11 protein-coding genes are annotated in these 13,744 nt (G+C 66.7%); 5 read left to right on the plus strand and 6 right to left on the minus strand.

Translation table 11 applies throughout. From position 1 onward, the window contains the following. Positions 1-73 precede the first annotated feature (73 nt). From A9D12_RS13550 to smpB, 5 genes are all read right to left on the minus strand, one after another. Entirely contained in the window at positions 74-1,696 is a 1,623-nt protein-coding gene (locus tag A9D12_RS13550) for a DUF4139 domain-containing protein (protein WP_156522891.1), read from the minus strand. 14 nt (positions 1,697-1,710) lie between these two features. Beyond that, entirely contained in the window at positions 1,711-3,219 is a 1,509-nt protein-coding gene (locus tag A9D12_RS13555) for a DUF4139 domain-containing protein (RefSeq protein WP_068352744.1), read from the minus strand. 131 nt (positions 3,220-3,350) lie between these two features. After that, on the minus strand, positions 3,351-5,792 hold the full coding sequence (locus A9D12_RS13560; RefSeq protein WP_068354557.1) for a PAS domain-containing sensor histidine kinase: 2,442 nt from the start codon (positions 5,790-5,792) through the stop codon (positions 3,351-3,353). A 127-nt stretch (positions 5,793-5,919) separates the two neighbouring features. Next, entirely contained in the window at positions 5,920-6,474 is a 555-nt protein-coding gene (locus A9D12_RS13565) for a DUF2062 domain-containing protein (protein ID WP_068354560.1), read from the minus strand. A 193-nt stretch (positions 6,475-6,667) separates the two neighbouring features. Beyond that, positions 6,668-7,150, minus strand: a complete 483-nt coding sequence (gene smpB, locus A9D12_RS13570; protein WP_068352747.1) for an SsrA-binding protein SmpB — start codon at positions 7,148-7,150, stop codon at positions 6,668-6,670. A gap of 100 nt (positions 7,151-7,250) precedes the next feature. Between smpB and A9D12_RS13575 the strand changes: the two genes are divergently transcribed. After that, complete coding sequence (locus A9D12_RS13575; RefSeq protein WP_231889638.1) at positions 7,251-8,321, plus strand: succinylglutamate desuccinylase/aspartoacylase family protein; 1,071 nt, start codon at positions 7,251-7,253, stop codon at positions 8,319-8,321. Between the two features lie 184 nt (positions 8,322-8,505). Here A9D12_RS13575 and dapA read toward each other — a convergent pair whose 3' ends face one another. Then, positions 8,506-9,393, minus strand: coding sequence for a 4-hydroxy-tetrahydrodipicolinate synthase (gene dapA / locus A9D12_RS13580; RefSeq protein ID WP_068352755.1), 888 nt, complete (start codon positions 9,391-9,393; stop codon positions 8,506-8,508). A gap of 171 nt (positions 9,394-9,564) precedes the next feature. Here dapA and A9D12_RS13585 point away from each other — a divergent pair, with 171 nt between their 5' ends. The 4 genes from A9D12_RS13585 to rlmN are packed head-to-tail and all read left to right on the plus strand — an operon-like array spanning position 9,565 to position 13,717. Then, positions 9,565-11,457 carry a lytic transglycosylase domain-containing protein gene (locus A9D12_RS13585; protein ID WP_231889639.1) on the plus strand — a complete coding sequence of 631 codons (1,893 nt, stop codon included), beginning with the start codon at positions 9,565-9,567 and terminating at the stop codon, positions 11,455-11,457. An 11-nt stretch (positions 11,458-11,468) separates the two neighbouring features. Then, entirely contained in the window at positions 11,469-11,948 is a 480-nt protein-coding gene (gene greB, locus A9D12_RS13590) for a transcription elongation factor GreB (RefSeq protein WP_068352758.1), read from the plus strand. Next, positions 11,941-12,411 carry a hypothetical protein gene (locus A9D12_RS13595; RefSeq protein WP_068352761.1) on the plus strand — a complete coding sequence of 157 codons (471 nt, stop codon included), beginning with the start codon at positions 11,941-11,943 and terminating at the stop codon, positions 12,409-12,411. Before greB ends, A9D12_RS13595 begins: the two co-directional genes overlap by 8 nt. A gap of 40 nt (positions 12,412-12,451) precedes the next feature. Further along, on the plus strand, positions 12,452-13,717 hold the full coding sequence (gene rlmN, locus A9D12_RS13600) for a dual-specificity RNA methyltransferase RlmN (protein ID WP_068352763.1): 1,266 nt from the start codon (positions 12,452-12,454) through the stop codon (positions 13,715-13,717). Positions 13,718-13,744 lie beyond the last annotated feature (27 nt).

Here is a 13,744-nt window from a genome sequence, read left to right on the forward strand (position 1 = left end):
TTGTTCTCATGGAACAAGTAGGGAACGAAAGATTTTTTACGGGGACAGCTGCGTCCCGGTCCCTACCCTGCGCCTAGTCGCCGGCCGCGTCGCGCAACTTCCAGTCGTACACCCTTGTGGCGTTGGCTGGCACCGTCACCTCGACCGTCTGATAGCCGTTCTTCAGCGCGACCGCGTGCCGTGGAAAGCGGATGTCCTGATCTCCGCCATAGGCCAGATTCAGCCGCAATTTCACGGGATGCGGATTGGCGTTGGTGAGGTGCGCCTGCATCTTCGTCCAGCCGCGTGCGTCGTCCGGCGGGTCGCCGATCGCGCCGCACAGCGCAAAGACCTGATTGCTCTGCCCCAGTGCAAGTTCGACATCCTGACCGCGCGCGTAATCGCGCAAGTCCGTTTCGGCGGCGAGCAGATCGCCGCGCGGCCCGGGCTCGAACAAGGCGAGCCTGCCCTGCGGCAACGCGATGCCCAGCCCCTTCTTGTCCTCGTTCTTCGTCAGCAGCAGCACGTCCGCGGCATCGGGCGTATCGCTGTCTGGATAGATCCGGTTGCTGGAATCGCACCCGGCCCGGTAGAGCAGCCGCGCCTTGACCGCATCCTTGTCGAGAAACGCGACCTGCTTCATCGCCTTGGCCGACACATCGATCCGGCCCGGAACGCGGAACAGCTTGAGATCGCCGAGGTCTTCCTCGCTCGCGGTGACCACGGCGCTGTCTCGCGCGCTCAGCCGCGATCCGGTGACGACGATCATCTCTGCCATCGCCATCGGCGGAGGCGGTGGTGGAGGGGGCGGCGGGGCGAACATCGGCGGCGGGGGCACGATTTCGGGGAGCGGACCGCTGCTGGTGCTGCCCAGCGGATAACAGGTGAGATAGAGCCCTTCCGCGGCCGGGGGATCGGCGAGATCTTCGTAATCGCTGTCGACATTCAGGCGTCCGGCAACGATCTGGAGCCGTGCATCATCGAAGCTCTGCCCGTTGTCGTTGACCAGCGTCAGCCAGCTCAGCAATCCCATCTCGAACTCGTCGCCCGACTGGCGGCCGGTCATGGTGCCGACGTAATTGGCCTCCCAGTCGAAACCCCAAGCAAGATAGGTGAGAGTCACGTCATAGGTGCCGCCGGTATCACTGCGCGTGTCGACCGAGAACACCGGCTGCGCGGACAACCCGGCAGGCACGCGGTCAAATCCGAGCGTTTCGGGCAGGCCCGAACACCGCACCGCCTCGAAGCCCTGCCCGGTCTGGAGCACCACCCCGCCATCCGCCCGCGTGCGCACCACCGCGTCTTCGCTGACCTGTTTGCCGGTGGCAGGGTTCATCCGCGTGATCGTCACCCGGTTGCCCAGCGTGCCGTCGACCAGCGCTGCGGGGGAGAGCAGCGCAGCGTTGCGGTTCTTCTCGATCGTGCCGCCCGGCAGGCCGGTGACGATCGCGGACACGCCGATCATGCCTTCGGCGACGCCTTCGAAGCGGATCGTCGATTCGCCCGCAGGCAGCGTCACGCGGCGGGTTTCGGAAATCATCGCCAGCCCGCGCGGATCATCGCGGTCGAGCTTTTCGTCCGGCCCGCGGTCGGCATCGCGGTAGATCGTCACCGCAAGATCGGACGGCGCGGCGGCATCGACCACTTCGCGTGCAAGCAGCGGTGCGGCGAGCACACCGGCAAGACCTGCAGCCCCGCACAGCCAGACAGAGCGCATCGCTCCTGCGCCCTTCAGTAACGCGTTTCGTAGGTGACGCGGATTACCCGTTCGCCCTCGGCCGGAACGGGCACCTTGTAACGGCGCTGATCGGCGTTGATCTGTTCACCCGGCAAGTCTTCGGACGTGATGCGGAAATCGTCCGCCCACCAGCCGCGATCGAGGCCGGTCTGGAGCAATTCGACTTCGACCGGCGCAGATTTGGCGTTGGTGAGGGTGTAGCGCATCGTCGTGCGGTAGAAGGTCTTTGGCCGTTCGAGCGTGATCGTGCGGGTGCGCGCGCCATCGGTGACGCGGTAACGCGCGCTCTTTTCCCATTCCGCGCTGGTGATCGTCTCGCGCTTTTCGACTTCGGCCTTGATCGTGATGTCGAAGGCATCGCCTGTCACCAGCGACAATTCGCTGCCCATCGGGGTGTGACCGATCGCGTTTTCGCCGATGAACTGCGGGGTATTTTCGCGGTCGCGCTGGTAGAAGCGTACGGTGCCCGCGGGCAATGCGTCGCCCAGCCCCTGATCGCGCGACGAGGAAAAGGCGATCCGCGACTGGACGTTGCGCGCCTCTTCGTCGTTCTGCTGGAAGCCGGCGGTCGCAGCGTAGATCTTGCGCGCGGGCACGGCCTGCACATCGAGAAAGCTGACCTGCTTGGTCTGGTCGTTGGCGACGGTGGTGCGCCCGCTGATGGGATAGAGGTAGAAATCACCCAGCCGTTCGCGCGCGGCGGCCTGGGTGCCGGGGCGCACCACCCCGCGCTGGTTGTAGCCATAGCCATTGCCGCCGCCACTAGGATTGCCCGCGACCAGCACGGTGTCGGCCTTGTGGAAGGTGGTCCCGGTGTTGTTGGTCAGCGTGACCCACCCCTGCATGTCGATCGTGCCCGCGCCCTCGTTATAAAGCGCGACGTAATCCGCGCTCCAGCCAAGCCCGCCGGTGAGATAGCGCAGGGATACCGGGCGGGTGCCACCGCGCGCCGAATCGAGACTGACCGACAGCGTCGGGCGCGCGCGCAGACCCGGCGGGACGCGGTCGAAGATCACGCGGACCGGCAGGCCGTCATCGCGCAGCACCTCAATCCTCTCGCCGATCTGGATCACGGTGCCGCCCGCGACCGACAGCACCTTGGCGCGCTCGCGCGTTTCGGTGCCGGTGGCCGGGTTGGTGCGCAGCAGGGTGACGGTCTGGCCGACCGCCTTCTCCATCAGTTTTGCAGGGGTGAGGAGATCATAGTCGAAGTTCTGCTCGACGATCGTGGTCCCGGCAGCGGCGAAGCTAAGCGTTTCGGGCCGGATCTGCGCCGAGACATCGGGCAGCTCGATCCGGATATTGCCCTGTGCGATCGCAAGATTGCGCACATCCTGCACCAGCGCGAGGTTGTTATTGTAGATCGTCAGTGACACGTCGCCCTGCGCGGTCGCATCGGGATCGGGGACCGCTTGCGCCGCCGCCGCCGAAGCCAGCGCGCCCGAAGCCAGCGCGATTCCGATCGACATGCCGCAGCCTGCGGTGATTGCCCGGATATTCATGCCCGTCCCCCTTGTCCCATGTGTCCCTCGTATCGTCTGCCAGAATGAACGCTCCGGCAGCTTTCGCCAAGGTGAATGCCTGCAAAGGGGGTTGAAAAACTGCGCAAATATCTGCGCAGGCCCGGGAGCGATCAGGCCCCGGCGCCCGCCTTCGCCTCGCGCAGCACCGCGCCGACCTTGTCCCCGATCGAGGCGACGCTGAACGGCTTGGCGATGAAGTGCATGTCGGGAATGTCGATATCGCGGCGCAGCTGCTCCTCGGCATAGCCCGACATGAACAGCACGGGCAGGTTGGGATGACGCGCGCGAATCGCGCGGACCATCGCCGGGCCGTCCATCCCGGGCATCACCACGTCGCTTACCACGATATCGAACGCGGCCGTGCCTTCGGTGATCGCGGCAAGACCTTCTTCGCCGTTGGCGCAAGGCGTGACTTCGTAGCCCGCGCGGGTCAGAGCGCGTTCGGCGACGGTGCGGACCATGTCCTCGTCTTCGACCAGCAGCACCTTGCCGCCCGCCGACCAGTCGGAGGATACGAGTTCCTGCACCGGGCGCTTGCGCGCCACCTCGCCGCGGTGGACCGGGAAATAGACCGTGAAGCGCGCGCCGGTCGGATGGCCTGCCTTGTCGGTGATATTGTCGGCAAAGATGAACCCGCCCGACTGCTTGACGATCCCGTAAGCGGTCGACAGCCCGAGCCCGGTGCCCTTGCCCTGCTCCTTGGTGGTGAAGAAGGGTTCGAACAGTTTGGGCAGGATCTGCGGCGGAATGCCGCCGCCGGTGTCCTGCACGATCAGCACGGTGTAGTCGGCCGCGGGCAGAACTTCTGATCCCAGCTGCACCACCTGCTTGGCCTGCAACGCGCGGGTGAACAGCGAAATCCGCCCCGTGCCATTGCCGCGCGCAGGCCCGCCGTTGCCCTGGATGGCATCGCGCGCATTGACCGCAAGGTTCATGACAACCTGCTCCAATTGCTGCGGATCGGCGCGCACCGGGCCAAGGTTGCGGTCGTGCTGGACGTAAAAGGTGATCTTCTCGCCCAGCAGCCGCTTGATCAGCGGGCTGACCTCGCTGACCACATCGGGCAACTGGATCACCTCGGGCCGCAGCGTCTGCTGGCGCGAGAAGGCGAGCAGCTGGCGGGTGAGCGAGGCCGCGCGGTTGGAGTTGGCGCGGATCTGCTGGATGTCGTCATAATCGCTGTCACCCGGAATATGACGCAGCAGCATCAGATCGCAGGTGCCGATGATTGCGGTCAGCACATTGTTGAAATCATGCGCGACCCCGCCGGCGAGCTGGCCGACCGCCTGCATCTTGGTCGCCTGCGCCACCTGACGGCGCAGCTGGTTTTCTTGGGACGTGTCGGCAAGGCTGAGCAGCACCGCCGCCTCGCCCAGCCCGCGCACCCCGGCAAGCCCCAAGCTGACGGGTTCTTCGGGCGAATTGGTCAGCCGCACCGCGACATCGCCGCTGGTGGAAGGCCCGCGCCCGTGACGGCGCACCGCATCGGACAAGACTGCCTTGTCCTCGCGCACCACCAGATCGGTCGGGAAGGCGGGCAGCCCGCGTCCTTCGCGGTCGACGCTGCGCATGAAGGCGTCATTGGCAAACAGGAACCGCCCGTCGCGGTCGGTCATCGCAAGGCCCAGCGGCAATTGCGCGAGCAGCGCGTCGAGCTGCGCCACGCCGGCCTGCGCCGCGCCATCGAAGCCCGAACCGATCCCTACGCCGCTGTCGATCAGCAGCATCAGCGAGGTCGCCTCGTCGGGCCCGGCGGGCGCGGCGCGGTCGTCAGGGTCGACCAGCGGGATGTCGACCAGCGTCTGCGGCGTGCCGCCCCGCCCTTCGCGCGCGAAGAAAATGCGGTCGCGGTCGTCCGAACGCAGGAAGCTGACGAAATCCTGCCCCACCAGACTGGCGCGTTCATCGCCTGCCGCGCGTTCGGCAAAGCCCGCGCTGACCGCGCGCACCACGCCGTCGGCGGTGGTGATCGCGGTTTCGATCCCGGCGCGGCTGAGCATCTTGCCGAACGGCCCTGCCAGATCGAGCGCGCCCAGTTCCGCGCCGCGCGCGCGCGCGATCGGCTTCAGCCGCCAGATCAGATGATCCTCGCCGCGCCCTGCACGGGTCGCGCTGATATGCCAGCGGGTTTCATCGGTTGCCTCGATCTCGTCGAGCGAAGCGTGGCCATCGCGCCAGGCATTGCGCGCCAGCAGCGTCACCGCTTCAAGCTGGGGGCGTGCCATCGGCAGCGCGGGCGGCGCGGCATTCGCACCGAAGCTGTCGAGGAAGAACAGATTGGCGCAGACCATCCGGTTGGCGCGGTCGGTGATCGCGATCGCCTCGCCCGCGCGCTCGATCGCGGCGACGGTCACGCTCCAGTCGGGCGCGGCAGGCGCATCGGCCCCCACCGGCGCGCGCATGCGGTCGAGCATCACCACCGCGCCGAGCAGCAGCCCGGTGGCCGCGATGAAGGTCAATGCGACCAGCCAGCTGCCGGTGGCGATGAACAGCACGAAGGCGCTAACCAGCAAGCCGCCGCCCAAGGCCAACAACAATTGGGCCGGTGGCAACGCGGCGAGCGAACGGACGTCTTCGGATGCGATCAGGCTGGGCAATGGGTTGCCGGCGGGGCGGGACAAGACGGGGCGACTCCTCTGGTCGGGCGGATGCGCGATTGCACCGCCCGGCGGGGCCGTCTTACTGCGCGCCAAGCCGCTGGTCGAGCCGCGCTTCCATCGCCTTCAACCGTCTGGCGCGCTTTCGGGACACCACGGCGCGCCACACCCAGCTCGAGACGAAATAGCCGAGAATCGGCGACACCACCGCCAGCACGAGGCAGCCCAGCAAGGTCGACGCGCCGATCTGGTAGGCCATCGTCAGATAGGCCCAGGTGCCATTGTCCGATGCCGCCGCGGCGACCCCGGCCTGCGCGGCTTCGAAGCGCAGGAAGAATTCGCCGATCCGATTGGCGACCACCATCCAGAACGGCAGGGTAAAGGGATTGGTGACGAAGGTGACCAGCGCCGCCAGCGGCACATTGGCGCGCGTCGGCAGCGCGAGGAACGCGGCAAGGAAAATCTGCCCGATCGGCACGATGAAGCCTGCAAACAGCCCCAGCGCGACCCCGCGCGGCACCGAGCGGCGGGTAAAGCGCCACAATTCGGGCGACAGGAACCGGTGCGCGATCGGGGCCAGATACTTGTTCTGCGCCATCTCTTCGCGCGTCGGCGTATTCTTGCGGATCACATCCATCGCCCAGGTTTTGGACCGCGGCCCCAGACCGGCCTTGCGCGATGGATCGATGCTCATGCGGACAGAACCGCGATGCGCGATGCGGCGATATCGTCGCGTGAGGAGAGGATGCTCGGCATGGTGTTGCCCATATGGGTAGCGCAGCAGTGCTGACTAGGTGGTGAATCGCGACCCCGTGCGATTTATGCGGCCGCTATCCGCGTTCGCGCATCAGGCGGGCCTTGTCGCGCTTCCAGTCGCGCTCCTTGGTGCTCGCCCGCTTGTCGTGGTTCTGCTTGCCCTTGGCGAGCGCCAGTTCGACCTTGGCGCGGCCGGTGCGGTTGAAATAGACCATCAGCGGCACCAGCGTCATGCCCTTGCGCTCGACCGCGCCGACGAATTTCTCGATTTCGCGCTCGTGCAGCAGCAATTTGCGCGGGCGGCGCGGTTCGTGGTTCAGGCGGTTGCCGTGGCTGTATTCGGGAATGTTGGCATTGATCAGCCAGACCTGCCCGTCCTTCACCTCGGCATAGCTTTCGGCGATGCTCGCCTCGCCCGCTCTCAGCGCCTTGACCTCGGTGCCCTGCAAGGCAAGGCCCGCCTCGAAGGTGTCCTCGATATAATAGTCGAACCGCGCACGGCGGTTTTCGGCGACGATCTTGAGCTTGTCGAAGGTGACGGGTTTGGGGCGTGCCATGGGACGCGCGATGTAGGAGCGCGCGGGCAAAAAAGCGAGGCCCTTTGCGATTTTGCCGCGCGCCGCCTAGGCTGCGGCGATAAATCACGAGGGGAGCACAATGGCCATGGCGCCAGCCGAGCCGTTCATCATCGCCGGGCAAAGCGTTGCGCCCGGCACCGCGTGCGATGTGGCATTCCCGATCACGACGATGGCAACGGGCACGTCCTCCTCTCTGGCGGTGCGGGTGCTTAATGGCGCGAAGGCGGGCCCGGCGATCTTCGTCAGCGCGGCGATCCACGGGGACGAGATCACCGGCACCGCGGTGATCCAGCGCTTGGCGCAGATGCTCGATCCGGCCACGCTGGCGGGCACGGTGCTGCTGGTGCCGGTTGCCAATATCTTCGGCTTCATCTCGCACAACCGCTACCTGCCCGACCGGCGCGATCTCAACCGCAGCTTTCCGGGCAGCGCGGGCGGATCGCTGGCCGGGCAGCTGGCACATGTCTTCTACCGCGAGGTGGTGGCGCGGTGCAGCCTTGGCATCGACATCCATTCGGCTGCGATCCACCGCTACAACCTGCCCCAGATCCGGATCGCGGCGGGCGACCGGCGGCTGGTCGAACTGGCGATGGCGTTCGGCGCGCCGGTGATCATCGAAAGCCCCTTGCGCGATGGCTCCCTGCGCGATCTTGCGCGGCAGAAGGGCGTCGACATGCTGTTGCTCGAAGCGGGCGAGGCGCTGCGGTTCGACCGGCTGTCGATCGAGACCGGCGTCGAAGGCGTGCTGCGCGTGCTCGCGCATCTCGGCATGATCGAAGCCGATGACGGGTTGAGCGCGGTCGGCGTGCCCGCGCGCGCGAACCGTTCGGTGTGGGTGCGGTCCCCGCGCGGCGGCGTGATGCATGCGGTGCGCACCTCGGGCGATCCGGTGCGCAAGGGCGATGTGCTGGCGCAGGTCACCGGACTGTTCGGCGATGCGCCAAGCGCGATGGTCAGCCCGGTCGACGGCATCATCATCGGCCATGCGACGCTGCCCGTGGTGCATCAGGGCGACGCCCTGTTCCACATCGCCGCGATCGACCATCCCGAACGCATCGGCGCACTGATCGATTCGATCACCGACGCGATCCTCGCAAGCGAGCCGCAGGGCAGCGCGCAAGGCATGCTCGATGAAGACGAGGTGGTCTGAGTTCAGCCTTGCGCCTGCAAGCCTGAACGATGGGACACTTGAGACACTGTCCTGAAAGCGAAAAACCACCCCCGGACACAGCTCTGCTGCGTAGGGTCTGGCAGCAAAGAAGATGTAGCGGGCGGACATCGTCCGGGCACTGTGACGCGCGCGCGGCGCGTAGGAAAGCGCCCTGCTTGCCGCCCTACCCCGCCAGCACCCCTGCGCTCACCAGCGCCTCGTCCACCGCGCGCTTTGCCTCGTCGGAACATTCGACCAGCGGCAGGCGCACTTCGGGCTGGAGCCAGTCGTGAACGCGGGAGAGCGCGTATTTCACCGGCGCAGGCGATGCATCGGAGAACATCGCATAATGCAGCGGGAACAGGCGGTCGTTCAATTCGCGCGCCAGCTTCAGTTCGTTCGCCGCGATCGCCGCATGAAATTCTGCGCACAGCTTTGGCGCGACATTGGCGGTCACCGAAATGCAGCCCCGCCCGCCGGCCGCAGCATGCGGCAGCCACAATTCGTCATTGCCCGAAAGCTGGCAGAAATCGCGGCCGATCCCCATGCGGTGATCCGCCACCCGGCTAAGATCGCCGCTGGCATCCTTGATCGCGACGATCCGGTCGGGATATTTGGTCACCAGTTCGACCACAGTGTCGTCGAGGATATCGGTCACCGTGCGCGCGGGCACATTGTAAAGCACGATCGGCAGGTCGCAGTTTTCCGCCAGATAGCTGAAATGCGCGATCAGCCCGCGCTGGCTGGGGCGATTGTAATAGGGCGCCACGCAAAGCCCTGCCGCCGCGCCCGATTTCTTGGCAAAGTTCATGTGCAATTGGGCGTTGCGCGTGTCGTTCGACCCGCAGCCCGCGATCACCGGAACGCGGCCCGCGGCCTGTTCGATGCACACTTCGATCACGCGGTGATGTTCAGCATTGGACAAGGTCGACGCCTCGCCCGTGGTGCCGCAGGCGACCAGCGCGGCGCTGCCGTTTTCGATCTGCCAGTCGACCAGCCGGCGGAAGGCGGGCTCGTCGAACGCCCCGCCGCGAAAAGGAGTCACAAGAGCCGGAATGGAACCGCTGAACATTGCCTTTGTCCTGCCTTCATCGCTAGGTATCGCCAGATCAGCGGCTTATCCGCTTTCCCCTGAAATCGTTCAGCGCTCAATAAGGAGCCGATTGGCACAATGTCCAGCATGGTCCGTAAACTTGTAAATTCCCCCCGGATATGTGCTGTCATCGCCGGCCTTGCGGCTGGCGTGGCCCTGCCTCTTCCCCTTGCGGCGCAGGGTTGGAACGGCAGCAACGATCTTGTCGCGCGCCAGCCTGCCGCAATCGACGCTGCGGTCGCGCGGTGGGAGGTGCTGCAGGCCAGCCGCACGGCGATGTTCGCCGATTATGCCGGCTTCGTGCTTGCCTATCCCACCTTCCCGCGCGTCGAGACTTTGCGCCTGCGCGCCGAAGCGGCGCTGGAGAACGAGGCGCCGCAGGCCTCCGATGTGGTCCGCTATTTCGATGCCAATCCGCCGCTGACCAATCCGGGCCGCGCGCGTTATGCGCTGGCGCTTGCCGCGCTGCAGCGGCCCGAAGCGCTGGCCGAAGCGCGGCGGGCATGGCGCGGCGGGCAGATGGCCGACAGCGCCGAGCTTTATCTCGCGCAGCTTTTCCCCGGCCAGTTCCTGCCTGACGATTACGCCGCGCGGGTCGATGCGCTGCTGTGGCAGGGCAAGGCCGATGCCGCCGCGCGCCAGCTGCCCTACCTCTCCGAACAGGCGCGCACGATGGCGCTGGCACGCATGGCGCTGGTGCGCGGCACCAGGCCCGAAATGGCGGGGGTGATCGTTCCTGCCGGTGCGGACGCCGATCCGGGCTATGTCTTCAACCTAGTGAAGTTCCTGCGCGGCAGCGGCCAGAACGCCGAAGCCGCCCGCGTTTTCACCAATCGCCCGGGCTTTTCCCGCCCCGCGCTCGATCCCGAAGGCTTCGTGGGCCAGTTGCTGGGCGTCGCCGGCAGCGTCAGCGCGCGCGAGGCGGCCAATATCGCCGCACGCACCGATGACCTGTTCGATCGCGGCGCCACGCTGTCGGATGCCAGCTTCACGCTGCGCGACCGGCTGACCGATCTGATGTGGCTGGGCGGCACGCGCGCGATGTGGGATCTGGGCGATGGTAACACCGCAGCCCCGCTGTTCGCGCGCTATGCCGAGGCAGCCAAGACCCCGCTGACCAAGACCAAGGGCTATTACTGGGCAGGCCGCGCGGCGCGCCAGGCCGGCAATCAGGCGGGCGCAGCGCAATATTTCGAGCTCGCCGCGCGTTCGCCCGATTATTACTACGGCCAGTTGGCGCTGTCGGCGCTGAACCGTCCGATGCCCGCGTTCGCGCCCCTGCCGCAAGGCGAGGTCGATGCCCGCGCGCGCGCCGAGTTCGAAGCGCGGCCCGTGGTGAAGGCGATCCGCGCGCTGGCGAACAACCGCCGCGACTGGCGCACCGAGCGCCGGTTCTTCGAAGCCCTGGGCGACGAGGCGAACACGCCCGCCACCTTGCAGATGGCGGGCCAGCTCGCCCGCGAATTGCAGATGGACGAACTTGCCGTCGTGCTCGGCCTGAAGATGGGCGAAACCGGGGTCACGGGGCTTGAGCGGATCGGCTTTCCCACGGTTGCCACCCCGCCGGTGGTCAACGACTGGGTGATGGTCCACGCGATCGGACGGCAGGAGAGCGAGTTCGACCGCAACCGCGAAAGTCATGCCGGCGCGCGCGGGATCATGCAGCTGATGCCCGGCACCGCACGCGAACAGGCGGGCAAGATGGGGATGCAATATCTTTCCGCCGACATCACCCGCTCGCCGCAATACAACATCCAGCTGGGCGACGGGTATTTCGCACGGATGATGAGCTATTACGGCGGCTCCTATCCGCTCGCCATCGCCGCCTACAATGCCGGGCCGGGCCGCGTGAACCAGTGGCTGCGCCTCAACGGCGATCCGCGCACCGGCGCGGTCGACTGGGTCACGTGGATCGAGAAGATCCCCTCGAACTTCGAGACGCGCTATTACGTGATGCGCGTGATCGGCAACGCGGTGACCTACGCGCACATGTATCCCGAGCTTGCGGGCCGGCCGCGCCCGGTCGACAGCTTTTTGCGCTGAGGGCGGCTGCGATGAAACCGGGGGGGCCTCCGATCACGCCGCAGGGGATGGCGGCGCTGAAGGCGCGGTATGACCAGTTGCTCGGCACCGACCGGCCGGCGATCGTCGAGATCGTCAGCTGGGCAGCGGGCAATGGCGACCGCAGCGAAAACGGCGACTATCTCTATGGCCGCAAGAAGATGCGCGAGATCGACCGCGAACTGGCGCATCTGGCGCGGCGGATGAAGGCGCTGCGGGTGGTCGATCCGCGCGCGCAGGTCGACCACGGGCGCGTGTTCTTCGGCGCGCGGGTCGAGATCGCGGACGAGGACGACAACCGCCAGACCGTGCAATTGGTGGGCGATGACGAACAGGATGCCGCCGCGGGCCGGATCGGCTGGAACGCCCCGCTCGCGCGTGCGCTGCGCGGTGCGGCTGTCGGCGATGTCCGGGTGGTCACGCTGCCCACCGGCACGCGCGAATGGGAGGTGATGAGGATCGCCTATGACTAACCGGGTTGTCCTTGCCATCATCCTTGCGCTGGCCGCGTCACCCTTGGCAGCGCGCGACAGCCTTGGCGTCTATGACGGCTGGGGCGCGTTCAGGGATGCCTCGCCCCTGCGGTGTTATGCGATCGCCAAGGCGTCAGGCGAAAACGGCGAGCGGGGCGCCTATGCGACGATTGCCAACTGGCCGGCACGGGGCCTGCGCGGTACGGTGCATCTGGTGCTCTCGCGCGAAGTGACAGGCACCGGCCCGGTGCGCATGGCGGTCGGCGGCAAGCGGTTCGAACTGGTCGCCAAGGGCCGCAATGCCTGGGCAAGGGACGCGCAGGGCGATGCCGCGATCATCGCCGCGATCCGCTCGGCCAGCCGGATGAGCGTATCGGCGGGCGGATTTACCGATCGCTACACGCTGGCGGGCGCGGCGACCGCGATCGATGCGGCAACCGTTGCCTGCGCCAAATCGCGCTGACTGGCCAAACCGCGCTTTGTGCCCTATATGCGCGGGCCTCATGTCAGATACCGCACTCATGTCCATCCCGGGCCTCGTCGACCCGGTTCCCGCCTCGCGCGACATCACGCCGCGCGCCGATGGCCGCGTCGACCTGATCGGTCTGCCGCGCCCGCGCATCCGTGAACTCTTTGCCGAAGCCGGTCTCGACGACCGCCAGGCCAAGCTGCGCGCCAAGCAGGTGTTCCACTGGCTCTATCACCGCGGCGTCACCGATTTCGAACACATGACCGACATCGCCAAGCCGATGCGCCCGTGGCTCGCGGAACGCTTCGTGATCGGCCGGCCCGATGTGGTCGAGGCGCAGCATTCGGTCGACGGCACCCGCAAGTGGCTGCTGCGCACCGCCGATGGCCACGATTTCGAGATGGTCTTCATCCCCGATGAAACCCGCGGCACGCTGTGCGTCTCCAGCCAGGTGGGCTGCACCCTCACCTGCTCGTTCTGCCACACCGGCACGATGAAGCTCGTCCGCAACCTTACGCCGGGCGAGATCGTCGGCCAGGTGATGCTCGCCCGCGATGCGCTGGGCGAATGGCCGCGCGGGACGATGGTGTCCGATGCCGACGCAATCGACGAGGATGACGAGGCGGGCCACTACACCGCCGATGGCCGCCTGCTCACCAACATCGTGATGATGGGCATGGGCGAGCCGCTCTATAATTTCGATCACGTGCGCGATGCCTTGAAGCTGGTGATGGACGGAGACGGGCTTGCCCTGTCCAAGCGCCGCATCACGCTCTCGACCTCTGGCGTCATCCCGATGATGGAGCGCTGCGGCGAGGAGATCGGCGTCAACCTCGCCGTGTCCCTGCACGGCGTGCGCAAGGAAGTGCGCGACGAGTTGGTGCCCTTGAACAAGAAATACAGCATCGAAGAGCTGTTGCAGGCCTGCGCGGATTATCCCGGCGCCTCCAACGCGCGGCGGATCACCTTCGAATATGTGATGATCAAGGACAAGAACGACAGCGACGATGACGCGCGCGAACTCGTCCGCCTGCTGCGCCAGTATAATCTGCCCGCCAAGGTCAACCTGATCCCGTTCAACCCGTGGCCCGGCGCAGGCTATGAAACATCGCTGCCCGAACGCGTGCGGCGCTTTTCGGAGATCGTGTTCGAAGGCGGGTTCTCCGCTCCGGTCCGCACGCCTCGGGGCCGCGACATCGATGCCGCCTGCGGGCAATTGAAGACCGCAGCCGAAAAGAAGTCCCGCGCCCAGCGCGACCGCGAGGCGGCCGAAGCGGCCGCGGCGGCTCTTCAGGACTAACCGCGCTTCGGGCGCGAAGGGGGCAGG

Origin of the sequence: Erythrobacter neustonensis, from assembly GCF_001663175.1 — a bacterium.
Classification (GTDB): Bacteria; Pseudomonadota; Alphaproteobacteria; order Sphingomonadales; family Sphingomonadaceae; genus Erythrobacter; species Erythrobacter neustonensis.